Source organism: Camelimonas lactis (assembly GCF_004342915.1).
Lineage (GTDB): Bacteria > Pseudomonadota > Alphaproteobacteria > Rhizobiales > Beijerinckiaceae > Camelimonas > Camelimonas lactis.
In genome coordinates this window covers 99635-120231 of record NZ_SLWL01000001.1, presented here as the reverse complement: position 1 = coordinate 120231, position 20597 = coordinate 99635, and the positions used below count along the sequence as shown (strand labels likewise).

Below are 20597 nucleotides of genomic sequence, written 5' to 3'. Positions count from 1 at the left end.
GCATCACGACACCCGAAAACGCCGGAACGGCGCAACAAGGCGATCGACCGTGACCGACATGGGAACGGCGGACGCCACGCCCAGCGCCGCCGTCTCCGTGAAGCGGTACTGGTCACCAACCATCATCAGGATGGCGGCGCGCAGCGGGGCCGGCACGTCGGCGGGATCGCCATAGCCCGCCTCATAGGTGATGGTGACGGCGTCCGGCGCACGCTCCAGCGTCGGCAGATCGGCCGTCATGCTGATGAGCAACACCGGATCGCCCGCTTCGGCGAGAACCCGATAGGCCGTTTCCGGCAGGGTCACCTGATCCCCCGCCGCCGTGCGGCAGGTAACGGAAGCGACGGACAGGACCGGCGCAAGCGCCAGCGGGACGCAGCGCCCCGCCGGCCAGAACGCGACATGTTCGCGCCACGTCTGCCGCACCAGGGCGCGGCCAAGGATGCCGGCATAGCCATCCAGATGCGCCGTCGCCGCGTCGATGGCCAGGGTGATCCGGTCATCGTGCTCATCGTGGTCGACAGCCAGATGCTGTTTGGCGGCGGCCAGGGTGACGGGCGTCACGGCCGGAGCCGTGACGCGCCAGGGCGGCAGGCGCAGCATGGCGGATCAGTCGCCTTCAGTCCCGGACCCCTCATCGGGATCAGGATCAGTCCCGGAGGCGCTGAACGCACCGGAGACGAACGCCTCCGGCCGGTAAACCGCCAGCGCAATCCGCTCCTCCGCCAGGATGGTCACGAGGTTTTTCGTGAAGTCGTCATTCTCATAACCGACCTCAACACGGCCCGCCCAGCGGTCGAACAGCTGCGCGCCCATCTGGAACGCGCCGGTGAGGAACGTGCCAACGGTGATCGCCTGCGTCGACACAACCGGCAGCCCCCACAGCGACGGCTGCGCCGTGCCCTGCGGATTGCCGATGATGTAGCGGCCAAGCTCATCCTTGGTCAGCTCGATCCCGGTCCAGTCGATCGGGTTCATGACGTGGCCCGTCGCCGGATACTCGGCCAGCGCCGCCTGCAACATGGCGAGGCGGATCATGTCGATCCGGGTGGCGTCGGCGAGCGTGATGGCCGGCGCATATGTCGACGCCTGCGGGACGATGCCCATCAGGTTCTGACCGGTTCCGTCGCCATACAGGATCTGCTGTTCCTCTTTCATGGCCAGGCCATACAGCAGGCGCTGGTCAATGATGGACTGCAGCTGCGGCACGTCAGACAGGATCTGCCGCGACGCCTTCATCCAGTGGGCCACGACCCGGGCGCCGGTCGACACCAGCCCGAGCTGGATATCGGACGACGGCTTGGCCGCCCCCTCCGCCACCATGCCGGCGTTATTCGTGAAGCCGGTCTCCTGGACATATTCGATGGTCGATCCGCTCATCTGGCCAGGGGAAATCAGGCCCCGGATGGTCATCCGGCGCTGCGGCAGCGGCTGAATTCCAGGCAGGCGCGTCGGCGCGACCGCTGCGCCAATCGAACCGGGCGCGTCCGTCGTGGCCGACGTGAGCGTCGCCTTGATCTGGATATCCGCGCCGCCATGGGACTTGGCGAAGCTGGCGTCGGAGAACGCCTTGAAGCTTTCGCCGCTCACCAGCTGTTCGCCGATCGACCGCGGCGGATCGCCAGCGCCGGGCTGCGCGCCCTTCGCCACGATCTGCTCAAGATCGGCGAGCTGTTTGGCAAGGCCGTTCATTTTGGTCAGCGCCTCATCCGCCGTCGCCTTGGCGGCGGTGGACAGTTTTTCACCGCCGGCGACCTTGCCAAGCGCGTCTTCGGCGATGGCCTTCACGGCGTCGAAAGCCTTCTGATGGTCAGCCTTGATTTCGGCGGCCAGCTCAGCCGCCGTTTTGGTCTCGGTGCTCATGGGGAAACTCCGGGGAATTGGGGGATTGTCAGCTGCGCATGGCCTGCAGGAAGGCCAGCGCGTCATCCGCCTTTGCCTCGGGCTCCCCCCGAAGGTGCGGCGTCGCCTTGACGGCGATGGCCGCCGCAAGGCTTTTCGAGAACCCTGCCTCCCGCAGGAAGCCCTCAAATTCGCGGACGGTCGGCATGCGGCCGCCGTCGAGAATGGATTTGACGCTGGTCACCTTCGCCCGCGTGTTCATGGGCATGGTGACCAGGGAAATTTCGCGCTGGTCGACCTTTTTCAGCCGCCTGACGCCGGGGCGGCGCTCATCCATGGCCGCGCCGCCAGCCGGAATGACAAAGCCGATCGACAGGCCGCCAAGCGCCTTCGCCTTCAGCAGCCGGTGGGCGCGGCGGGCGAGCGGGTCATCCTCGACCAGCAACTGGCCGCGCACGAACAGGCCGCGCGCATCCTCGGCGATATCCTCCCAAACGCCGATCGGCTCGCGCTGGTCGTGCTGCCAGAGCATGGGGATGGCGCGGCCGGAGGCGCGCGCCTTCACCACGGATTCGACGAACGCGCCGGGCTCGACGACATCGCCGCCCTGGTCGACATCACCGAAGGTCGAGGCGTAACCCTCAAAAACGCCCGCCTCGCCGGCGGCCTTGACCTCCAGCGCAAAGCAATGGGTTGTCAGCATGGTCATTCCTCCAGCGGCGGCCCGCCGTCGTGGCCAATGCCGTTTGCCTGTGTGATCGGGATGTTCTGCGCCTGCATGCGGGGCACGTCGCCGCCGGCGACCGGCGGCAGGTTCTCCAGCGCCCGCACCTCATTGATGGTCATGACCCCGCATTGCAGCAGGGTCTGGTAGAATGTGGCCCGCGCCGCGCTGTCGCCGCGCAGCAGCCCTTCCAGATTGAATTCGATGACGATGCCGGCGGCGCGATCGGCCGGCGACAACAACTGCCGCGCCAGCGCCTGCTCGATGCGTTTCAGCCGGCGGCGCAGGGTGAACTTCTGGAAGCCCAGCGCCTGCTGTTCGATGCCGGTGCCCCAACTGGTCGACTTTTCGGTATGGCCGATCATGGACGGCGGCACGCCGAAGATGCGGGCGATTTCCTCCACCGAGAACGACCGCGACTCCAGCATCTGGGCGTCTTCGGGATCGATGGTCAGCTGTTCCCATTTCGTGCCGCCCTCCAGGATCATCGGGCGGCCGGCGTTCATGGCGCCGGTGAACTTGTCGAGCAGCAGCTTTTCGATCTCGACGCGCTGCTCCGCCGTCAGGAACTTTTCGAAGGTGATGACGCCGGAGGGGCGCAGGCCGTTCTGGAAGGTCTTGTGGGCGGCGGCGTTGACGGATGAGGCCAGCGCGAACGCCTTGCGGGCGTGCGACAGGGTGGAGATGCCGCCGCGCGCATCGCCGCCGAAACCACGGATATGCAGCACATCGCGGCTGGAGCCGACGCGAACCACGCCGTCCTCATCACGCCAGCTGTATTCCAGCCGCCGGCCCGGCTGCCGACGCACCGACATGGCGTCAGGATGGATCGGGTAAAGGCCGACGACACGATCGCCGATGCGCAGTTTTTCCGCATAGGCGTTGCCGCGCAGTTCCAGCGCCAGACAGGCCTGCTCCCAGAAATCCAGCGCCGTCTGCTCATCATTGGGGCTGTCATGCAGGATGGCGTACAGCGGATGGTCGCTGGCGACGTCGCGGCCGCCATCCTTCCGGTCGCGGTAAACCACCAGCGGCAGGGAGGCGATCGTGCCGGCCAGCAGGTTGAGACAGGCCCAGGCGGCGGACAGCGACAGCACCGACGTATCGGTCACCATGTCCGGCAGGTCGACGCCGCCACGCCATGCGTCCGCATCGGTGAGCGACAGCGGGCGCGGCGCAAACCAGCCGGCCATTTTGCGAAAGAGGTTCACGCAGCCCCCCTCAGCCCGGCGATGTAGTCGTCAATGCCAGTGTCATTGGCGGGCTCCGGGTTACGGCTCATCAGGTCGAAGGCGTTCAGCAGGGCGATCAGCGGGTCGATTTTCGCCGCGCCGGAAACCTGCTTGGTGATCAGCGTGGCGGAGCCGCGCAATTCGGTGCGGGCGTTGCTGACCGCCCAGGCCATCAGCGGCTGGCCGCAATGCTTCAGCGTGCCGTCTTTCAGCTTTCGCGCCGCGCCCTTGATGACGCCGGAAAGGCGATAGCCCTGCGGCACGGCGGCGATGCATTCGCCGGGAATTTCACGGGCGGCCAGCGCATCAAGGATCGCCGCGATGCCGACCGCGTCGACGCCGATCCCGGCCCGCTCCGGCAGGAGGCCGGCCTTGTGAAGGCGCAGCACGATGTCGGCGACCTCGGCGACGTCGTCGTTTTCGGCGGTCCCGTCCGGATCCTCGCCGGCGGCCGGCACCTTTTCGGCGATGTCGACAAACACGAAATCGCCGTTGCGCTCGAAATCGCGCAGCTGCGACACGATCCCCTCGCGCAGCCTGACGATGCCCCGGTCGGCCCACGCCCTGCCCCATGCAAGCCAGCGGCGGGTGCCCTTTTCGCGGCCGATGACGACAAGGCCCAGCAGGTCGTCGAGGCCGCCGCCGTCAATGCCGACCGTCACCACGTCGCAGCGGCGCATCAGGCCATCGAGCGTCAGCCCCGGAACCGCCGCGCGCTGCCAGTAATCGACGCCCTCCCAGCGGTTGTTGTGGAGGGCCATGCCGATCTGGATATTGAGGTGCTGCGACGCCCACAGGCGTTCAGCCTCATCGCCCTTGCCCTTCGCGGCGGCGTAATCCTGCCGCAGCACCACCATGGACACCGACTTGCCGAGGTTCGGGGTGACCAGCGGCCAGTTGGCCTCATCCCGCCAGGGCGCATCCTCCGCGACCTGCATGGCCTTGGGGAACTCATACAGAACCGGCAGAACCTCATCGCTGTCGACCGCTCCGTCGCGGATCGCCCGGGCGGCGTCCAGCTCCGCCTTGAAGGCCCCGGCCGGCGGCAGGTCAGACTGCGTCGTGATAATGACGCCGAAACTCTCCGTGATCGCCGAGCGTGCGCCGCGCAGCTGGGCCAGCACGCGATCGGTGTACGGCGCCCGGCCCAGCAGGTGCATTTCGTCCAGCAGCCAGCCAGAGAACTTGCCGCCGGTGGCGACCTTGGTGTCGAAGGTCGTGACCTTCAGGCGGGCGCCGGTGATCCGGTGCACCACGTCCTTTTTGTGCTCGCGCACATGCAGGAGCTTCGACAGTTCCGGGTCGATCGCCACCATGCCGGCGACCGCCTGGAAGGCGATGTCGGCGATTTCCTGCGTTGGCCCGAACAGGCCGAACAGCGCGCTGGGCCGCTGGTTGAGCAACAGCGCCGTGAGCATCAGGGCCGCGCCGTTCGTCGTCTTCGAGTTTTTCTTCGGCACCAGCACGAAGACGCCGCGCACGCGGCGAACGCCGGTGTCCGGATCGAGCGAACCGAAGATGGCGCGGACAATGTCGCGGAACCAGTCGCCGGCCGCATCGCGCAGCATCGGCAGGCCCGGCACGTCCGGCAGGCGCAGCATGTCGAAGATCGCCGCAGCGCGCGCGGCCGCCGCCACGTCCAGCGGCAGTGCGGGCACGAGGGAGCGCCCGGAGCGGAGCCTGTCGACCCAGTCCGGTTGCGCGAACGACCAGCCAGCCATCAGTTCGGCAGCGGGGTTCCGCCGGCGAGCAGACCGGCCCACCTGCTTTTCTCGATCACGCCGCGCGCGTCCTGATCAGCCTGCGCTTTCTTGCCAAGCGGTTCGGCGCGCTCCGCCTCCGGCGCGGCGGCGGCTGTCGCGCCCTGGCCGAGATTGCGGCTCAGTTCGCCAAGGTCGGCGCGGTCCATCATCTCGATCGCCAGCTTCTGGGCGGCCACGCTGCCCTTGAGCGCCGCGCGGAACAGGGCGTCGATCACCTCGGCCCGCTTGCGAGCGCCGCCAGTCGCCAGCTCATCGCGGAAGTGGCGGCGCAGCGTCGGGGCCGTGATGTCGAGGGCGCGGGCGATGTCGCCCACCGGCATGCCGGCGGCGACAAGGGCGGCGACGCGTTCGCGGTCGCGGGTCAGGGGCTGGTAGCGCTTGCGGCCGCCGGCGCCGGGGCGTTTGAGTGTGGGGGCACGGGGCGTCCCGGCAGGAGCCTGATCCCCGGCGGCCGCAAACAGGTTATCCGCGCCCATCCGGTCGCGCAATTCGTCGGCGCAATGCTTGCGCAGCGTCGGCACGCTGATGTCCAGCGCGGCGGCGATCGCCTCATGCACGTCACCGGCGGCGGCCATCTGGCGAACGAGCGCCCGCTGGTCGTCAGTCGGCGACCACGCCGCCCGGCCGGGGCCTGGCTGTTTGTTTTCTTTCGGCATACCGGAAAAACCCTGGCCACGAAAAAAAACTGCAGATGAGTTGGGGGCCGGTGCGGGGGAGCGGGCCGGTTCTGGACTTTCGACCGCCCCCCCTGCCTCTGGCCGCCTGGTCAGACGGGCCGCGCCAGCCGGCGGTCGCGGGCGACGGCGGTTTTGCGGTTGTGGCAGCCGAGGCAGAGCAGGCGGACGTTGAGCGGATCGAAGTCCGCGCCGCCGTCCTTCCGCTCCACCACGTGGTCGCCGATCAGGCTGCGCGGCGACGATGCGCAATCCATGCCGCAGCCTTCGCAGCGGTAGCCGCGCTGGCGCTTGATCTCACGGACGAAGGTCCGCCAGTTGGGCGAGGTGTAGAACGGATCGGGGACCTTGGCCGGCGGGCGAACGCGGGATGCGACGGTGCTGATGCGGGGCGGAAGCGCCCGGATACGCGCCATGATGACCACCGGAAACGACAACGCCCGGCGGCTGGTTATCAGCCCCGGGCGCAAATCTCACTGGTGACAGAAACATGCCTTCCGACGGCGCCGTTGTCAACCGCCTCAGCGCGGCCCCCGCTTTCCAAAGAGCGGCGTCAATTCATCCCACAGGGCATCTTCCAATGCCTGCAACACGTCATCTTCAGCATCAGGGTAAGCGGCTGCATGGATCTGCACCAAACCCTCAAGATCATAAGCCCATGTGCTCATATGCATCGCGTATGTCGCCTTCGGCCCGCCGATGATATGCTGCTTGATACGACCCAACAAATTACTCGATCTACCAACATACAGAGCTTTATTATCGCCAAATGCATTAAGTTTTGAATAAGCGATATCTGGCTTTTTATTTTTTAGAAAATCGTCTCTTACCGCCTGATATGATCCGCTCTTTAGGGTCATCCAGTAGAACCCCCGCGTTACCTCAGAAATTCCCTGCCTCAGCTTATAATCGAATTCCCCATCATGGGATTCGCCAATGCCAATTGGGAAATCCCGCCTCTCGTAGCGGGTTCCCCTAATGGCGCCCAAAGCCCGGGATTTTTCTGCGAATGAGCGTGAAGCATTCTTCGCGATCTCTTCGAGCGTATTTTCCCCAAATTCGAGCATACTTCCCCCCAAACTGGCACTTTCAGGTTACCCACTGCGCCCGCGCGCGCCCCAAACGTCAAGAGCCAAAAACTCCAAAGCCTCGCGAACGCGGAGCATCAGATAGTCACGCTTTATCCGCTCCGCATCCGTCCCCGGCCACCGCGCCGCCAGATCGGAAATCGTTTCGCCCTGCCCGGCCACCGCCTGCAGCACCCGGTATCCGATCATGCCCAGATCGCGCGAGAGGCGGCGCAAATCGTTGAGCGCCATGGCCACATCGTCGGTGAAGGCGTCGCCGGGCGCGCCGCCATCCACCCTGATGCGCGCCGGGTCGATGCCGCCGCCGCCGCCAATCATCGCCCGTTCGTAAATCGCCCGGAACCGCACGCCGGCCTCGTATTGCGCATCGTCGATCCGGCCGCGCGCCCGCATCAGCTCCAGCGGATGCTCGGCCAGATTGACCCGCGCCCGGACCTTCAGGCCCGGCTGGTACGGGTCATCCACCGTCCGCTCGCCCTCGACCACCTTGCTGCGCCATGCCGGGGCTTTCGCCGCCGCCCGCCGCTTCGCCTGCCTGTTCGCCTTCGCCGCGCCCGTCATGCCGCGCCCTCCGCCTGGCCGTCGTCGTTGAGCTTTTTCGAGGGCGGCCATTCCTGCGGCACCCGCAGCGCCACCGCGCCGCCCTCCGCCATCGATTGCGCGCTGATCACGCCGCCTGGCCCCTCGCGCAGCCGGCTCATCCACGCGCCGAACTGCTGGGTTCCGCGCTCCACCAGCACCCAGCGGTTCGTATCCGCGTCCAGCCCGCGCCCCACCACGGGCCACTCATCGCGGGTCCGCAGCATCCGCGCCCCGGCATGGCGCTCGATCAGGTGCTCCGGAATGCCGAGCATGCCCCGGCAGCGGTAGTAGACCAGCCACGCCCGCCACTGCTCCGACCCCTCGCCTGCCAGAAACCCGTTGGCCGATGCGCCGGCCTCACCGGCCTTGCGCAGCTTCCGGGCCTCGGCCACGTCCAGCCAGACGCGCCGGGCGATCCAGTTGGCGATGTCGATCGGCATGGTGCGGCCAGCAGCCTTGCGGCTGTCGAGGTATTCGCCAACCGCCGCCAGCGCCGCCCGGCGATCCGATCGCGACAGCCTGCGCCACGCCTCCCGGGCCTGGCTGATCCGCATGTCGGCCGTCGCCCCGTACCGGGCCAGCAGATCCGCGAACGTTTCGTCGGCATGCTCCCGGTCGTCTTTCCGGCCAGCCTCTCTCTCGCCCGCGCCCCGCGCGGAGAGTGAGGGTTCCCTTTGGGTTCTTTTGGGTTCCAGACTCCCGCGCGCGTGGTGTCCCCTATTTTTGTCACCCATGTCCCCTATTTCTGTCGCAGATGTCACCTTTCTCCCGTCGTCAGACCCATCGCCGGAAATAGGGGACATTTCCGCCACCTGTTCATCGTAAGTATCTGATTTTGTTGACGCCGATTCTGCGATAGGTGACACCATGTCCCCTTTCATCGCAGACATGGATTCCGCGCCGATCAGCATGCGGTAGCAGCTGCGGCGGCGGTCGCCTTCCAGCCGGCCAACCTCGATCAGCCCGGCCTCGCGCAGGCCGGCGATGTAGCGCTTGACCTGCCGCTCATCGACACCGGCCTCATCCGCCAGCAGGGCGATCGACGGCCAGCAGGTATGGTCATCGTCATTGGCCCGGTCGGCCAACAACAGCAGCACAAGGCGGATGCCCGGCCCGTCCAGCTTGCGGGCCTGCGCCTTGGCCCAGGTCATTGCATTGATGCTCACGGCGATACCCATTCGACGCACAAAAGCGCCGGCAAAAATCCGCTTGGCGGACCCCGTTACAAATCAGATGGTTAGGTTCAGTTCAGGGGGAGATCAGCTGCCCGGCGGCCCTGTCGGCGGGCAGGTCAGGCGCGGCCGGTCATCCTGCTCCGGGTAGCGCAGCACGGAGGCCGCCAGCATCATGGCGCGCGCCGCAATGTGCAGCGCCTGCGCCTGGCCGCTTTCCGGGTCCGTATCCGCCCCGGCCCAGAAGGCCAGCAGATGCCGCTGCAACGAGGCGTAATCGGCGCTCCACGGGCGCGGCGCGTTGATGTCGCGGCCGGCGTGCTTGGCGGCGCTCGCCGCGAACAGCCCGGCCACGGCCAGCAGCACGTCTGGCGGCAACAGGTCGGTCGCCGGTTTCGGCGCGCCGGCGACAGCCTCGCCATATGCCCTGTCAGCCATGCCGGCCTCCCCTGCGCCATTCGGCCTGCGCCGTCAGCGCCGGCAAGCCCAGCCGCGCCCGCGTGGCGTTGCGCGCTGCATGAATCTGGTCGCGCAGGCCGCAGTTCTCCTTTGCGCACGCGCCCGGCGGCGTGGCGGCCGGCCATTTGCAGACCCAGCACACGTCATCTTCCTGCGCCGGGGCGGCGCTTTGTTTCAGGCGCGCCATCGCCCTACTCCTGCTCTGTCAGGTCAGCGCCGCCGCGCGCCTTGATCACGGCCATGTCCTGATGGAAGCGCTGGCCGCTGGAGATCATGTCGCCGATCGTGCGGGCGATGATTTCGGCTTCCGCAGGCGTCACGATCCGGTCGGCCAGCGCGTCGGAAACGGCGCTCTGCATGGCGGCGGATTTGGCGGTGACGCAGGCGAAATTGGCGAGGATTGACCGGCGCATGGCGTCGCCCGGGCTTTCCGGCGCGGCGACCGTGCGCCCGTTCAGCGCCGCCAGGGCGGACGTGACGGTGGGCAGGCCGCAATCCGCCTCCAGCACCACAACCGCCGGCAACGGAATGGTCGCGGTTTCGCCGGGGCACTGCCAGCGCGAGGCCTGCGTGTCGCTGTAGCCGGTGAGCTGGGCGCAGCGCTCGATGCCGCCGCACAGTCGGATCAGATCGCGCGTCGCGCCCTTGATGCGATGGCGGATGATGTCCGGGGTCAGGATGGTGGCGCTCATGCCGCCTCTCCCGCCCCGACCACGCCGAAATGCGCCAGTTCCGGCACGATACGGAGCAGTTCGTCGCTGGGGCGCACATGCGCGGCGATGACGCCGTCGCCCGCCTGCGAAAACGCGACCGTGCAAATCCCGTCGCGCGCCGCCAGTTGCTCGACGCCGAGCATCTGCATGGGCGAGAGCGACGAAAAATCGAACATGTGCAGCCAGTCCGGCCGCGGGAAGGTGATGGTCGCAGTCATGTGCGCCATGGCGGGCTCCAGCAGGAATGAGAAACGGGGGAATCCGGGCGCGCATCCCCGCTGCGCGGCGGGGTTGAGTGCGCGATAACCGGATGGGGGTGGGCAAAAAGGCCGGAGGCGGCGAAGCCTCCGGCCAGTTCAGCCAGGCCCGCGAGGGAGGCAGACGACGGGCCGGCGTTCGGAGCGGTGAGTGCTGGCAGACGAAATTTTGCGATGGTCATGCCGCGTCACCCCACCAGATGGCCGTTTGAGCGACGGAAGAAATCGCTTGGGGCTAACGGGATGCCGCGCGCGTTCGCGCCTTCGAGGAGCTTTTGTTGATGACGAGACGGGATCAGCCCATCAGCGCCACCGCGCTCCCGCGCATAAGTCCAGCGATATACCCGCGAAACATGGACGCCACAGATCTCTGCCACGACAGCATGGCCGCCACATTTCGCGATGATTGTTTCCGCCACTGTGCTCATGGTGACGGATATTGCGATTATCGCTCAATGATTGTCAACGCAGATATTGCGCAATACGCACACGACAAAGTTTGCGAAATCCGCGATAAGCAATGGATGGCAATCGCTTTTTCACCGGACTGGTTCTCTGAACAGTTTGCCCGCACCGGCAAAAGCCAGGCGGAGCTTTTCCACTTCCTATCGGGCCGGCTAGGCCTCGACCGGAGCCAAGTGAACAAATCGATCCTCGGCAAACGCAAAGTGCAGCCACCCGAAATGCCCTTGGTCTGGGAATTTTTCGGCCTGGACCCTGCCGACATGGCCACCGCGATGAGCGCCAGACACCTGCCTGGGAGCACGCCGGCTCCACAACCTTCACCCAACGCAACAAGGCCAGAGTTTCAGCCATTTGCGCCCGCGCCTCGCATCCCGGTATTCGGGCACGCCGCAGCAGGGGATGACGGCCGGTTCATCATGAACGGCCAGCGGATCGCAGATACGTTCTGCCCACCTGTCCTGTCTGGCGTCGAAGGCGCGTACGCCGTTTACGTTCATGGCGAATCTATGGAGCCGCGCTTCCGGGCCGGCGAGACGGTATGGATCAACCCACATCAGCCCGTGCGGCAGGGAGACGATGTCGTCGCCCAAATACTTGACGCTGATGAGGATGACGGCTCTCCGCCCAGCGCCTACGTGAAGCGGTTTGTTTCAAGGGGAAGCGAACTGGTATTGCACCAGTTCAATCCACCAGATGGCGAGACGTACGAACTACGCTTCCCAGAGCAAAGGGTAGTCTCTGTCCATCGCATCGTATTCGCCGGGATTGGATAACCACCCCCGCCTGATGTAACGCCGTCATTCGCGGAGAATGGGATCAAGGACCGCGCGGGTCAGGAGCCTATGGCGCTTGGCCTGATCTGTCACAGCCAGACGCAGTTAGCAGCGTCTGCAAATTCATTGGCGCGCACCCTTCAAAAGCTTTGCTGGCTGAGCGCCTGGACGCGTAGGCGCACATCGCCAGTCCGGCCGCACGATGATATTCCGCAGTGCCCCATGTGGGCCGCATTCGCGGCAAACGGCCCTCCGCGCCAGATCGCCAAATGTATGGACGCCACACTCCTGAAGCCGCTTGATTTCAGGCAGCCGCCATTCCCGTCTCCGCCCGCAGTCGTCGCACTCCACCACAATTCGTGATGCATCTGCGAGCAATCTCCGCGCCTCATGCGTCATCCCAGCCCCCGATGTTCTCTTTACGTTCTATTTACGTAGCGGCCATTCGCGCGCCTGTCGAATCGATTTTCGACCGAACGGGGAAATTCATAGCGCTCGAAATGTTGCGATAATCGCTTGACATAAATTGTGCGATATTCGCAATATGCCATCCGCAACAGGAGGCATACATGCGCCGCACCACCATCCCCCACCGCACAATCACCCACGACGGCCCCATCTGGCCGCGCCCGCGCCATCTGATGACTGACGCGGCTGAAATCCGCCGCCGCATGGCGCAGGAGGCCCGCGACGCCATGGACCGGGCCGGCGCCGACGCCGTCATCACCCGCAGCGACTTCCTGCAGCGCGGCTGGACGGAGGCGCAGGTCTCCGCCCACCTGCCCGCCGCAATCGACGTCGCCGCCACCGGCTCGCGAAGGGACGCGGCATGAGGCGCGGCAGGGCCAAAGCTGCGCAGGCGAAGCCAAGCCTACGCACCGGCTACTACTGGGCAAAATGGCAAACTGCAGTCGAGGGCACGCGGGATGCCAGCACGCTGACGCCATCCGACACATGGGAAATCGTCCAGCTCACCGATCTGGATGAAGACGCCGCCGTCGCCGTGGCGGGCGTTGAGAAGTGGCAACGCCGCGACTGCTTCATCTGGGGCCGTCGCGTCGCAGACCTGCACCCACCAGAGGGAGAGTGCGCATGATCCTCGCCATCCTCGCCCTCCGCGCGACCGCCTTCATCGGCCGCGCCGCCGCCGAACTGGCCGCCCTTGGCCTGTTTGTCGGAGCCATCGCGCTCTGGAGCGCCATCGCCGCCGGGGCGTGACATGCCCACGCCGGCGAACCTCGCAACCGCAATCGCCTGCGCCCTCGCCGTTTTCGCGCCGCTTGTGATCGCAAGCCAGATCGCGCAGCGGCTGCGGCGGCGGGCCAACCACGGGGCTGACCATGACCAATCATGAGCCAGGCATGGCTGACATCGCCGATTCCGGCGTCGCCGCCGACGAGCTGAAGCAATTCATCGAGCGCCTTGAGCGCCTCGAAGAGGAAAAGGCCGGCATCGCCGGCGACATCAAGGAAGTTTTCGCGGAACTGAAAGGGCGCGGCTTTGACGCCAGGGCCGTCCGCCAGATCCTGCGCATCCGCAAGAAAGACAGCGCCGAGCAGCAGGAAGAGGAAGCAATCCTCGAACTGTACCTGCAGGCGCTGGGCATGAGGTGACCGACATGAGCAAGCTCAGCGTCATAACCATCACCACCAGCCGTGGCGGCCGCGCGGAAATCGATATCGATAATCTCCGCCAGACCCTCATGGGCGTCATCGAAGACGCCGAGGGCATCGCTGACGATGCCGGGGATGACCAATCCGATAAAATCGTGGAGCTGGAAGGCCACATCGAAGAGCTGGAGGGCGACGGCAGTTTAATCGAGCACGCGGCCGCCGAAATCCGCTACGGCAATCTGGATGAGGCGCTGGTTTACATCGCCCGCGCCATCCCGGCCCTCGACGGCCTGCCCCACCTTGTCGCGAAGGAGCTTGCCCGCCGCGAGGCCAGGAGGGCTGAGGCATGAAGCTGATTGTGGAGCGCGACATGCTCGCGCAGACGATCAAATCCATTACCCGCGTCGCCGACCGGCGCGGCAACATCCCGATCCTGTCCAACGCGCTGCTGCGGGCCGAGGCGGAAATGCTCACGGTCACCGCCACCAATCTCGAAATGATGGCGAGCAACGCCATTTACGCCGACATCAGCACGCCGGGCGCAATTACCGTGCCGTTTCCGTTGCTGGAAAGGATCGTGAACCGCCTGCCCTCCGGCGCGCAGATCGGCATTGAATGCGACGGCGCGGCCATGACCCTGCGCGCCGGGCGCTCGCGCTCGACGCTGCAAACCCTTCCGGCCGCCGACTTCCCGGATTTTTCCGAAAGCGCCGATGGCCACAGCTTCACCCTGCCCGCCGCAACCGTTGAGCGGCTGGTCAACGCCACGCGCTTCGCCATCTCGACCGAAGAAACCCGCTACTACCTGTGCGGCATGTACCTGACGCCGCACGGGCGTGATGGCGAGCGCCGGCTATGCGCCGTTTCCACGGACGGCCACCGCCTCAGCCGCATATTCGCGCCGCTGCCGGAAGGCATGGAGCACATGCCCGGCGTCATCATCCCCACGGCGCTGGTCGATGAGATCGGCCGCATGGCGAAGGACACGCCGGGCGAAATGTCGTTTGACGTGTCGACGGCGGCCATCCGGGTGCGCAGCGGCAGCGCCGACCTGATCGGCAAGCTGGTCGACGGCACATATCCGGACTGGGAGCGCGCCATGCCATCCAGCCGGCCGAAACATGCCCGGCTCGATGTCGCCGAGCTGGCCTCAGCCGTCACCCGCGCCTCGGCCGTGCTCGACAGCAAGAGCGGGCCCTCCAGGCTGACGCTGGCGGAGGGCGAGATCACCGTCACCACGACCGGGGCCAATGGCGAGATCAACGAGACGGTCGACGCGGAATTCGACGGCGACCCGACCTCGATCATCTTTGCATCCGGCTACATCAGCACCGCGCTTGATGCGATCGGCAGCGGTGAGATCGTGCTGGGCGTGGATACCGGGATGGATCCCGCGCTCATCACCCGCCCCGACGATCCCGAACACGTCATCATCCTCATGCCGAGGCGCATGTGATGGGCGAAGACCCCGGAATTCTCGGCGTGATCGCCGGCTGCGCTTTCTGGAGCGCCGCCGCCATCGCCATCCCCGTCATCATCTGGAGGCTTATGCGATGAGCAAGCCCACTTATGACGTCGACAAGGTGAGCCCATGACCTGGAACGCCAGATGGATGGGCGAGGCCAGCAACATCGCTACGTGGTCAAAGGATCCGCGCACGAAGGTCGGGGCCGTCGCCGTCAAGGGGCGTCACCGCCTCATGGATGGCTACAACGGCATTCCGGCCGGCGTGGATGATGACCCATGCCGCATGGTCCCGGACGCAAAATACGACTGGACGCTACATGCAGAGGCCAACGTCGTCGCCAAGGCGGCCAGGCACGGCGTCTCACTGGATGGCGCAACGGTCTACGTCACCCACAAACCATGCTGCCAGTGCGCGGCCCTGATGATCAACGCCGGCGTGGCCCGCATCATCTACGGCGACGGCAGGACCAACATGCCGGATCATAAATTCGAGATAGCCGGGATCATGTGCAGCGAGGCCGGCGTGTCGCTGGACCGGGCTGAAGCAAAGCGCTCACCGGCGCCGATAAGGGCGTGAACCATGGCAAGCCAACCGCCCCTCTCAAAGGTACAGCGCATCGAGCGCGCCCTGGTGCTGGCGGCCTATATCGTCACGCGCCACGGCGAAAAATATGCGGGCTACATCGACCGCCTTGAGGCGGAGCTGGCCGAGGCGCGAAAGGTCGATCCCATGGCCCGGGCGCAGGCAATCCTCGACCGCTACACCCGCGCCGGCGGCGTCAATGCGATTCCCACGAGCCAGTCCCGCTTGCCCTCAAGTGACAGGCCGTCGCCATAGCGCGGCCTGGCCCGCTCATGCCCCATAAAGTCGGCGATGGCGTTCTCCGGCGCGGCCGCCGCCATCAGCCGGTCCTCAAAAGCATGCCGCAGCGAATAGAGGCTTGTCCCGTCCGGGCGCAGATTGAGCGTGTCCAGCGTCTTGTTGACCGCCGCCGACAGGGAGTTGCCCTTGTCCCAATAGCGCGGGAATCCGTCCGGCTGCTCCTGCATGGCCATCAACGAAACGCCAACCAGCGGGATCTTGCGCGCTGACGACAGGGTTTTGATCTCCCGGCCGTCAGGCTTGACCTCAATATAGGGGACGGGGCCTGACAAATGGATATGATCGCGCTTGAGCCCGCAGGCCTCTGATGGCCGAAGCCCTGTCTCAATCATCAGATAGAGAATGCGCCTTGCCTGCTCATTGAGGGTGTCGAGCGCGCCCGTCGCCAGCAACCTGTCCTGGATGAAATCGGGCGTGTAAGCCGGCCGCTTGTTGTACCGGGCGGCAGCCACCCGCATCCTGGCGAACACATCTGGCAGGCCCAGCCGGCGATCATCGACGGTCGCCCGGAACATCGCCGCGACGCGGCCGATGGCCTTGTTGGCCGTATCGGCGCTGATCTCCCCGCTGGCGACGCGCGTGCGCAGCGCATCCCGGTACGTGGCGATATGGTCCGCCGTCAGGTCGGCCAGCTGGCGATCCCCGCCCGTGCCGACGATAAAATTGTCCAGCGCCGTCTGCCTGTTGATCTCCCAGCGGTCCATTTGCGCTGCTGATTTGCCTGCGAGGTCAACGGCGATGATGCGTTTGTATTCGGTCAGCAGATCGCTGAGGCGCAGCCCCGGCGGCTCAGCCCCGCCCAACACGGCCGTGACTGTCCGGCTGACGTCAGCCCGCTTGCTGGCGGCGAGAAACTCAAAACGCCGGAGCATGTCCTCAATGTCGAGTGAAATGGGGGCGCCGGAGGCGGGGGCATAGGCGAAGCCATATCGCCGCGCATCGGCGACAGCGCGATCAAACCTCTCCAGCGCATCGCTGACCTTGCCCGAGGACAAATCGCGCCAATACGTGTGCAGGACTTCATCGAGCCGCTGCACTTCCCGCGCCGCGCGAATGCCGCGCGGATCATCAGTCACCCTGATGCCGGTGCTGAGCTGTATGAGGCTGCGATTATCGAGATGTGCGTATTCTGCCGGTACGCGCCGGATGAGATACCAATAGCCCTTGCGCTTGTTGGGGCGCGCTGCGAGCGGGCGCGGCGGCATGGCGTCTCCGGAGCATTGTAAGGCCAATAGTAAGGCCTCAATCATTACAACGCACTGGGAGACTGGTCAACTCATCTTAATAAGCGCTTATATATCAATAACTTAGCGCCAATTCAAATGGTGCCCAGGAAAGGACTCGAACCTTCACGAACTTGCGTCCACTGGCACCTGAAGCCAGCGCGTCTACCAATTCCGCCACCTGGGCCCGACTTCCGGGAGCGGCTGGCGCTCTCGTCGTCCGGTGAGCGTTCGTTTAGGCCCCGCCCGCGTGGGTGTCAATGGACAAATCCCGCTTCCCGCCGAATGGCGCGACTATCCACAGGAAGCCGGTTTTTCCGCCCTGACCTGTGCATTTCCCGCAGCTGTGCGACGATGCCCCGGGAGAGAACAGGCGCTGGCTCCGCGCGACGCGCGCGCCTGTCACACGCCTTTGCTCAGGAAAGGGTTTTCATGGCCGAGCAGCCTGCCGTCAGGCGGCCGGCGCGCCCCGGGCGCGCCGCCTTCCAGCACTTCACGCCGATTCAGACCCGCTGGCTGGACAATGACGTCTATGGGCACGTCAACAATTCCGTCTACGGGCACTATGTCGACACCGCCATCAATGACTGGCTGATCGGCAATGGCATTGTCGATTTGCACGGCGCCCATGGCCTCATCGGCCTCGTGGTGGAAACCCGCTGCCTGTTTTTTGACAGCGTGGCGTTTCCCGACAGGCTGGAGGCGGGATTGCGCGTCGCCGCTCTGGGCAGGTCATCGGTGACGTTCGAGGTTGGAATTTTCCGTCAGGGCGAGACGCTGGCGTCGGCGCTTGGCGTCTGCGTGCACGTCTATGTCGACCGGACGACGCGGCGTCCGACGCCATTGCCAGAGGCCGAGCGCGGCAAATTCGCGACGCTACTGGCGTCGGCGTCAGATTGACGGACGCCGGCTGGCAACACGGCGGGCGAAACAAAAAAAGCGCGCCGGTTCCAGACCGGCGCGCTTCAGGCATGGCCGTTTATCAGCCTCCGCTCGCGTTGGCCCCTGCCTCAGGCCTGGAGCGCGATGAGATGCGGTATCAGCGGTTCATCGGCGGGCGGCATCGGGTAGTCGCGCAGGCGGGCCGGCGCGACCCACTTGAGCTCCTGCCCTTCCCGCGCGCTCACGAACCCGTCCCAGCGGCGGCAGACATACAGCGGCATCAGCAGGTGGAAGTCGTCATAAGCGTGGCTGGCGAAGGTCAACGGCGCCAGACAGGCCTCCTTCACCGTAATGCCCAGTTCCTCGTGCAACTCCCGGATCAGCGCAGCCTCCGGGCGCTCCCCCGCCTCCAGCTTGCCGCCGGGAAACTCCCATAAGCCGGCCAGCGCCTTGCCTTCCGGACGTTTGGCGATCAGCACGCGGCCATCGGCGTCCAGCAGGGCGCAGGCGACCACGAGCACCATCCGCAACGGTTTCGGCGCGGCGGGCGGCAGGGATTGCGGGGCGACGTCGCTCATTCGGCAGTCCCGTTCATTGCAGGTCCAGTCTCGCCAGGGTCCAGTCTTGCCAGAGTCCAGTCTTGCCAGGGTCCAGCCTTGCATCGCTCCAGGCTCATTCAATGGTCCACGTGGCCTGAACAGACGAGGTGATGGTCATCTCGCCGGCCTCCACGGGAGCAGCCGCCGGCGCGGCCTCGGCCCGCATCATCTTCATGGCGCCATAGGGGCGCGGCATGGGAATCTGGCCGGCGCTGATCATCTGCAACTGGCCAAGCTTGCTGCCGGCGGCTTCCACCAGGCGCTGCGCCGTGGCGCGGGCGTTGCGCACCGCCTCGGCCTGCAACTCATCCGCCACTTTCTTGCGGCCGGAATAGTCGAACGTCAGGCTGTTGATGTTGTTGGCGCCCTCGCCCGCCGCCGCCGTCAGCAGCGGCCCGAGCTTGTCCAGATCACGCACCCGCACGCTGACCGAATTGGTGGCGGTGAAGCCATCCGGCTCCTGGGTGTATCCCGAAGCGTCGCGCCTGTTGCGGAAATTCTGGGAGATCGACACCGTGTTGGTCTGCACGTCGCGACTCTCGACGCCGGCCTGGCGCACGGCGGCGATGACTTTCGCCGCCGCCTGGGAATTGCCATTGAGCGCTTCCGCCGCCTTCGGCGCCCGGGTGGTGACGCCAATTACGATGGTCGCCATGTCCGGCGTCACGTCGCGCGTTGCGGTTCCGCTGACGCTGACGATGCGCGGCGGCTGGCGCGCGCCTTCGCTTTCGGCCCTGGCCGGCGCGCCCATGGCCAGCAGCAGCGATGCGGTGGCGAGCGGCGCGGCGAGAATGAGGCGGGAGACTGCGGAACGGCGGACGCTGGAGGTCATGAGCGATAATCCCCGTTAATTGCGACGTACTCCTTGGTGAGGTCGCAGGTCCAGACGGTGGCCGAGGCCCGGCCGAGGCCGATGTCGACCGTGATCGCTATTTCATCTCCGCGCATGTAGGCGGAAGTTTGCTCTTCGTCATAGGCCGGGTCGCGGGCGCCCTGGCAGGCGACCCGGATGTCGCCGAAGGAGATCGACAGGCGGTCGCGGTCAGCCGGCTCGCCGGCCTTGCCCACGGCCATCACCACCCGGCCCCAGTTGGCGTCCTCGCCGGCGACGGCGGTTTTCACCAGCGGCGAATTGGCGATCGACATGGCGATGCGGTGGGCCGAGCGCTCACTCTTCGCCCCCTGCACGTTCACGGTAATCAGCTTGCGGGCGCCCTCGCCGTCACGGGCCACCTGCTGGGCCAGATCACGCAGCAGCGTCGTCAGCGCCTTGCGGAACGGCGCAAGGCGCCTGTCGCCAGGGGCGGTGATCTGCGGCGCGCCGCGAGCCGCCGCCGCGCCGGTGGCGAACAGCAGCAGGGTGTCGGAGGTGGAGGTGTCGCCGTCGATGGTGACGCAGTTGAAGGTGCGGTCGGTGGCCTTGCGCAGCAACGCCTGCAACACCGGCGCGGCGATCGGCGCGTCCGTCGCCACGAAGGACAGCATGGTGGCCATGTCCGGGGCGATCATGCCCGCGCCCTTGGCCATGCCGTTGATGGTGACCCTGACGCCGCCAAGCGTGGTGGTGACCGTCGCCACCTTGGGAAAGGTGTCGGTGGTCATGATGGCCTGCGCCGCCTCGCGCCACTGGTCCGGCGTCGCGCGGCTGGCGCAGTCGTCCAGCACGCCCTCGAATTTTTCCGCGTCCAGCGGCTCGCCAATCACCCCGGTGGAGGCGAGGAACACCTGGGAGGCGCGGCAGCCCGCGGCTTTCGCCGCCAGTTTCGCGGTCAGCTCAACGGCCTTGCGACCCTTCATGCCGGTGAAGGCGTTGGCGTTGCCCGAATTGACCACCAGCACGCGGGCTTCGCCGCCAGGCAGCCGGTCGCGGCACCAGTCCACGGCGGCCGACGGGCATTTGGACCGGGTCAGCACGCCGGCGACGGCGGTCGGCGCATCAAACAGCGCCAGCATGACGTCAGTTCGCCCCTTGTAGCGAATTCCAGCCTCGGCGGTGGCGAAACGCACGCCGTCGACCGGCGGCAATTCGGGGCTGGTTTTCGGCGCGAGAGGAGAAATGGCAGACGACATCGGTCGCTCCTGAGGGTTGCGCGCAGCGTCCCGGAAAAAGAGACGCCGGTGAAATTTGAAACGTTCGGCGACGCGCCCGCCGGCCTCCCGCCAGACGTTCGTCCTGACAGACCGGC

28 protein-coding genes and 1 tRNA gene are annotated in these 20597 nt (G+C 66.2%); 10 read left to right on the top strand and 19 right to left on the bottom strand.

Annotation, left to right across the window (positions count from 1 at the left end):
* Positions 1–3: 3 nt before the first annotated feature.
* The 14 genes from EV666_RS00580 to EV666_RS00515 form a co-directional block, all read right to left on the bottom strand.
* Positions 4–603 carry a head-tail connector protein gene (locus tag EV666_RS00580; RefSeq protein WP_132001344.1) on the bottom strand — a complete coding sequence of 200 codons (600 nt, stop codon included), beginning with the start codon at positions 601–603 and terminating at the stop codon, positions 4–6.
* 6 nt (positions 604–609) lie between these two features.
* Positions 610–1863: a phage major capsid protein gene (locus tag EV666_RS00575; RefSeq protein WP_132001341.1), complete on the bottom strand. Its 1254-nt coding sequence runs from the start codon at positions 1861–1863 to the stop codon at positions 610–612.
* Between the two features lie 28 nt (positions 1864–1891).
* Positions 1892–2545 carry an HK97 family phage prohead protease gene (locus EV666_RS00570; protein WP_165909844.1) on the bottom strand — a complete coding sequence of 218 codons (654 nt, stop codon included), beginning with the start codon at positions 2543–2545 and terminating at the stop codon, positions 1892–1894.
* 2 nt (positions 2546–2547) lie between these two features.
* Positions 2548–3777 carry a phage portal protein gene (locus tag EV666_RS00565; protein WP_132001335.1) on the bottom strand — a complete coding sequence of 410 codons (1230 nt, stop codon included), beginning with the start codon at positions 3775–3777 and terminating at the stop codon, positions 2548–2550.
* A complete protein-coding gene (locus tag EV666_RS00560; protein WP_132001332.1) occupies positions 3774–5519 on the bottom strand; it encodes a terminase large subunit domain-containing protein in 1746 nt (581 codons plus the stop codon). The genes EV666_RS00565 and EV666_RS00560 overlap by 4 nt, the downstream gene beginning before the upstream one ends.
* Positions 5519–6217, bottom strand: a complete 699-nt coding sequence (locus EV666_RS00555) for a helix-turn-helix transcriptional regulator (protein ID WP_132001329.1) — start codon at positions 6215–6217, stop codon at positions 5519–5521. The genes EV666_RS00560 and EV666_RS00555 overlap by 1 nt, the downstream gene beginning before the upstream one ends.
* Before the next feature lie 110 nt (positions 6218–6327).
* Entirely contained in the window at positions 6328–6651 is a 324-nt protein-coding gene (locus EV666_RS00550) for an HNH endonuclease signature motif containing protein (RefSeq protein WP_132001326.1), read from the bottom strand.
* Positions 6652–6756: 105 nt separating this feature from the next.
* Positions 6757–7302 (bottom strand): hypothetical protein, encoded by a 546-nt coding sequence (locus tag EV666_RS00545; protein ID WP_132001323.1) that lies wholly within the window; start codon positions 7300–7302, stop codon positions 6757–6759.
* Positions 7303–7329: 27 nt separating this feature from the next.
* Positions 7330–7884: a hypothetical protein gene (locus tag EV666_RS00540; protein ID WP_132001320.1), complete on the bottom strand. Its 555-nt coding sequence runs from the start codon at positions 7882–7884 to the stop codon at positions 7330–7332.
* Positions 7881–9071 (bottom strand): helix-turn-helix domain-containing protein, encoded by a 1191-nt coding sequence (locus EV666_RS00535; protein ID WP_165909843.1) that lies wholly within the window; start codon positions 9069–9071, stop codon positions 7881–7883. The genes EV666_RS00540 and EV666_RS00535 overlap by 4 nt, the downstream gene beginning before the upstream one ends.
* A gap of 93 nt (positions 9072–9164) precedes the next feature.
* Positions 9165–9515: a dATP/dGTP diphosphohydrolase domain-containing protein gene (locus EV666_RS00530; RefSeq protein ID WP_132001314.1), complete on the bottom strand. Its 351-nt coding sequence runs from the start codon at positions 9513–9515 to the stop codon at positions 9165–9167.
* Positions 9508–9723, bottom strand: coding sequence for a hypothetical protein (locus EV666_RS00525; RefSeq protein WP_132001311.1), 216 nt, complete (start codon positions 9721–9723; stop codon positions 9508–9510). The genes EV666_RS00530 and EV666_RS00525 overlap by 8 nt, the downstream gene beginning before the upstream one ends.
* A gap of 4 nt (positions 9724–9727) precedes the next feature.
* Complete coding sequence (locus EV666_RS00520; RefSeq protein ID WP_132001308.1) at positions 9728–10228, bottom strand: phage regulatory CII family protein; 501 nt, start codon at positions 10226–10228, stop codon at positions 9728–9730.
* Positions 10225–10476, bottom strand: coding sequence for a hypothetical protein (locus EV666_RS00515; protein ID WP_132001305.1), 252 nt, complete (start codon positions 10474–10476; stop codon positions 10225–10227). Before EV666_RS00515 ends, EV666_RS00520 begins: the two co-directional genes overlap by 4 nt.
* A 383-nt stretch (positions 10477–10859) precedes the next feature.
* On the opposite strand from EV666_RS00515, the gene EV666_RS00505 reads away from it, so the two are divergent.
* The 9 genes from EV666_RS00505 to EV666_RS00470 all read left to right on the top strand — a co-directional run bounded on the left by EV666_RS00505 (position 10860) and on the right by EV666_RS00470 (position 15662).
* Positions 10860–11744 carry a S24 family peptidase gene (locus EV666_RS00505; protein ID WP_245514129.1) on the top strand — a complete coding sequence of 295 codons (885 nt, stop codon included), beginning with the start codon at positions 10860–10862 and terminating at the stop codon, positions 11742–11744.
* Between the two features lie 569 nt (positions 11745–12313).
* Positions 12314–12577, top strand: a complete 264-nt coding sequence (locus EV666_RS00500; protein ID WP_132001299.1) for a hypothetical protein — start codon at positions 12314–12316, stop codon at positions 12575–12577.
* Positions 12574–12840, top strand: coding sequence for a hypothetical protein (locus EV666_RS00495; RefSeq protein WP_132001296.1), 267 nt, complete (start codon positions 12574–12576; stop codon positions 12838–12840). Before EV666_RS00500 ends, EV666_RS00495 begins: the two co-directional genes overlap by 4 nt.
* On the top strand, positions 12837–12962 hold the full coding sequence (locus EV666_RS18745) for a hypothetical protein (RefSeq protein ID WP_280990817.1): 126 nt from the start codon (positions 12837–12839) through the stop codon (positions 12960–12962). Before EV666_RS00495 ends, EV666_RS18745 begins: the two co-directional genes overlap by 4 nt.
* A 143-nt stretch (positions 12963–13105) precedes the next feature.
* The gene (locus EV666_RS00490; protein WP_132001293.1) at positions 13106–13357 is read left to right on the top strand and encodes a DUF2312 domain-containing protein; all 252 of its coding nucleotides are present in this window, start codon (positions 13106–13108) and stop codon (positions 13355–13357) included.
* A 5-nt stretch (positions 13358–13362) separates the two neighbouring features.
* Complete coding sequence (locus EV666_RS00485) at positions 13363–13707, top strand: hypothetical protein (protein ID WP_132001290.1); 345 nt, start codon at positions 13363–13365, stop codon at positions 13705–13707.
* Positions 13704–14813, top strand: a complete 1110-nt coding sequence (dnaN, locus tag EV666_RS00480) for a DNA polymerase III subunit beta (protein WP_132001287.1) — start codon at positions 13704–13706, stop codon at positions 14811–14813. Before EV666_RS00485 ends, dnaN begins: the two co-directional genes overlap by 4 nt.
* A gap of 135 nt (positions 14814–14948) precedes the next feature.
* Positions 14949–15401, top strand: coding sequence for a deoxycytidylate deaminase (locus EV666_RS00475; protein WP_132001284.1), 453 nt, complete (start codon positions 14949–14951; stop codon positions 15399–15401).
* A 3-nt stretch (positions 15402–15404) separates the two neighbouring features.
* Positions 15405–15662: a hypothetical protein gene (locus EV666_RS00470; protein ID WP_132001281.1), complete on the top strand. Its 258-nt coding sequence runs from the start codon at positions 15405–15407 to the stop codon at positions 15660–15662.
* Here EV666_RS00470 and EV666_RS00465 read toward each other — a convergent pair.
* Both EV666_RS00465 and EV666_RS00460 read right to left on the bottom strand, forming a co-directional pair.
* A complete protein-coding gene (locus EV666_RS00465) occupies positions 15584–16912 on the bottom strand; it encodes a tyrosine-type recombinase/integrase (RefSeq protein WP_165909842.1) in 1329 nt (442 codons plus the stop codon). The two genes, EV666_RS00470 and EV666_RS00465, sit on opposite strands and share 79 nt — an antisense overlap.
* Before the next feature lie 118 nt (positions 16913–17030).
* A tRNA-Leu gene (locus EV666_RS00460) sits at positions 17031–17117 on the bottom strand.
* Positions 17118–17362: 245 nt separating this feature from the next.
* Here EV666_RS00460 and EV666_RS00455 point away from each other — a divergent pair.
* A complete protein-coding gene (locus EV666_RS00455) occupies positions 17363–17830 on the top strand; it encodes an acyl-CoA thioesterase (RefSeq protein ID WP_165909841.1) in 468 nt (155 codons plus the stop codon).
* 110 nt (positions 17831–17940) lie between these two features.
* Here the strand turns inward: EV666_RS00455 and EV666_RS00450 are convergent, their stop codons facing one another.
* From EV666_RS00450 to argJ, 3 genes are all read right to left on the bottom strand, one after another.
* Positions 17941–18390 carry a (deoxy)nucleoside triphosphate pyrophosphohydrolase gene (locus EV666_RS00450; RefSeq protein ID WP_132001272.1) on the bottom strand — a complete coding sequence of 150 codons (450 nt, stop codon included), beginning with the start codon at positions 18388–18390 and terminating at the stop codon, positions 17941–17943.
* Positions 18391–18484: 94 nt separating this feature from the next.
* On the bottom strand, positions 18485–19243 hold the full coding sequence (locus EV666_RS00445) for an SIMPL domain-containing protein (RefSeq protein ID WP_132001269.1): 759 nt from the start codon (positions 19241–19243) through the stop codon (positions 18485–18487).
* Positions 19240–20481, bottom strand: a complete 1242-nt coding sequence (gene argJ / locus EV666_RS00440; RefSeq protein WP_132001266.1) for a bifunctional glutamate N-acetyltransferase/amino-acid acetyltransferase ArgJ — start codon at positions 20479–20481, stop codon at positions 19240–19242. Before argJ ends, EV666_RS00445 begins: the two co-directional genes overlap by 4 nt.
* Between the last annotated feature and the right edge of the window lie 116 nt (positions 20482–20597).

Coding starts and splice junctions, on each gene's coding strand:
- EV666_RS00485 (WP_132001290.1), top strand. CDS start 13,363: ATGAGCAAGCTCAGCGTCATAACCATCACCACCAGCCGTGGCGGCCGC.
- EV666_RS00560 (WP_132001332.1), bottom strand. CDS start 5,519: ATGGCTGGCTGGTCGTTCGCGCAACCGGACTGGGTCGACAGGCTCCGC.
- EV666_RS00575 (WP_132001341.1), bottom strand. CDS start 1,863: ATGAGCACCGAGACCAAAACGGCGGCTGAGCTGGCCGCCGAAATCAAG.
- EV666_RS00530 (WP_132001314.1), bottom strand. CDS start 9,515: ATGGCTGACAGGGCATATGGCGAGGCTGTCGCCGGCGCGCCGAAACCG.
- EV666_RS00550 (WP_132001326.1), bottom strand. CDS start 6,651: ATGGCGCGTATCCGGGCGCTTCCGCCCCGCATCAGCACCGTCGCATCC.
- EV666_RS00515 (WP_132001305.1), bottom strand. CDS start 10,476: ATGGCGCACATGACTGCGACCATCACCTTCCCGCGGCCGGACTGGCTG.
- EV666_RS00555 (WP_132001329.1), bottom strand. CDS start 6,217: ATGCCGAAAGAAAACAAACAGCCAGGCCCCGGCCGGGCGGCGTGGTCG.
- EV666_RS00475 (WP_132001284.1), top strand. CDS start 14,949: ATGACCTGGAACGCCAGATGGATGGGCGAGGCCAGCAACATCGCTACG.
- EV666_RS00520 (WP_132001308.1), bottom strand. CDS start 10,228: ATGAGCGCCACCATCCTGACCCCGGACATCATCCGCCATCGCATCAAG.
- EV666_RS00450 (WP_132001272.1), bottom strand. CDS start 18,390: ATGAGCGACGTCGCCCCGCAATCCCTGCCGCCCGCCGCGCCGAAACCG.
- EV666_RS00495 (WP_132001296.1), top strand. CDS start 12,574: ATGAGGCGCGGCAGGGCCAAAGCTGCGCAGGCGAAGCCAAGCCTACGC.
- EV666_RS00540 (WP_132001320.1), bottom strand. CDS start 7,884: ATGACGGGCGCGGCGAAGGCGAACAGGCAGGCGAAGCGGCGGGCGGCG.
- EV666_RS18745 (WP_280990817.1), top strand. CDS start 12,837: ATGATCCTCGCCATCCTCGCCCTCCGCGCGACCGCCTTCATCGGCCGC.
- EV666_RS00570 (WP_165909844.1), bottom strand. CDS start 2,545: ATGCTGACAACCCATTGCTTTGCGCTGGAGGTCAAGGCCGCCGGCGAG.
- EV666_RS00545 (WP_132001323.1), bottom strand. CDS start 7,302: ATGCTCGAATTTGGGGAAAATACGCTCGAAGAGATCGCGAAGAATGCT.
- EV666_RS00505 (WP_245514129.1), top strand. CDS start 10,860: ATGGACGCCACAGATCTCTGCCACGACAGCATGGCCGCCACATTTCGC.
- EV666_RS00490 (WP_132001293.1), top strand. CDS start 13,106: ATGGCTGACATCGCCGATTCCGGCGTCGCCGCCGACGAGCTGAAGCAA.
- EV666_RS00465 (WP_165909842.1), bottom strand. CDS start 16,912: ATGCCGCCGCGCCCGCTCGCAGCGCGCCCCAACAAGCGCAAGGGCTAT.
- EV666_RS00525 (WP_132001311.1), bottom strand. CDS start 9,723: ATGGCGCGCCTGAAACAAAGCGCCGCCCCGGCGCAGGAAGATGACGTG.
- EV666_RS00580 (WP_132001344.1), bottom strand. CDS start 603: ATGCTGCGCCTGCCGCCCTGGCGCGTCACGGCTCCGGCCGTGACGCCC.
- EV666_RS00470 (WP_132001281.1), top strand. CDS start 15,405: ATGGCAAGCCAACCGCCCCTCTCAAAGGTACAGCGCATCGAGCGCGCC.
- dnaN (WP_132001287.1), top strand. CDS start 13,704: ATGAAGCTGATTGTGGAGCGCGACATGCTCGCGCAGACGATCAAATCC.
- EV666_RS00500 (WP_132001299.1), top strand. CDS start 12,314: ATGCGCCGCACCACCATCCCCCACCGCACAATCACCCACGACGGCCCC.
- EV666_RS00455 (WP_165909841.1), top strand. CDS start 17,363: ATGGCCGAGCAGCCTGCCGTCAGGCGGCCGGCGCGCCCCGGGCGCGCC.
- argJ (WP_132001266.1), bottom strand. CDS start 20,481: ATGTCGTCTGCCATTTCTCCTCTCGCGCCGAAAACCAGCCCCGAATTG.
- EV666_RS00445 (WP_132001269.1), bottom strand. CDS start 19,243: ATGACCTCCAGCGTCCGCCGTTCCGCAGTCTCCCGCCTCATTCTCGCC.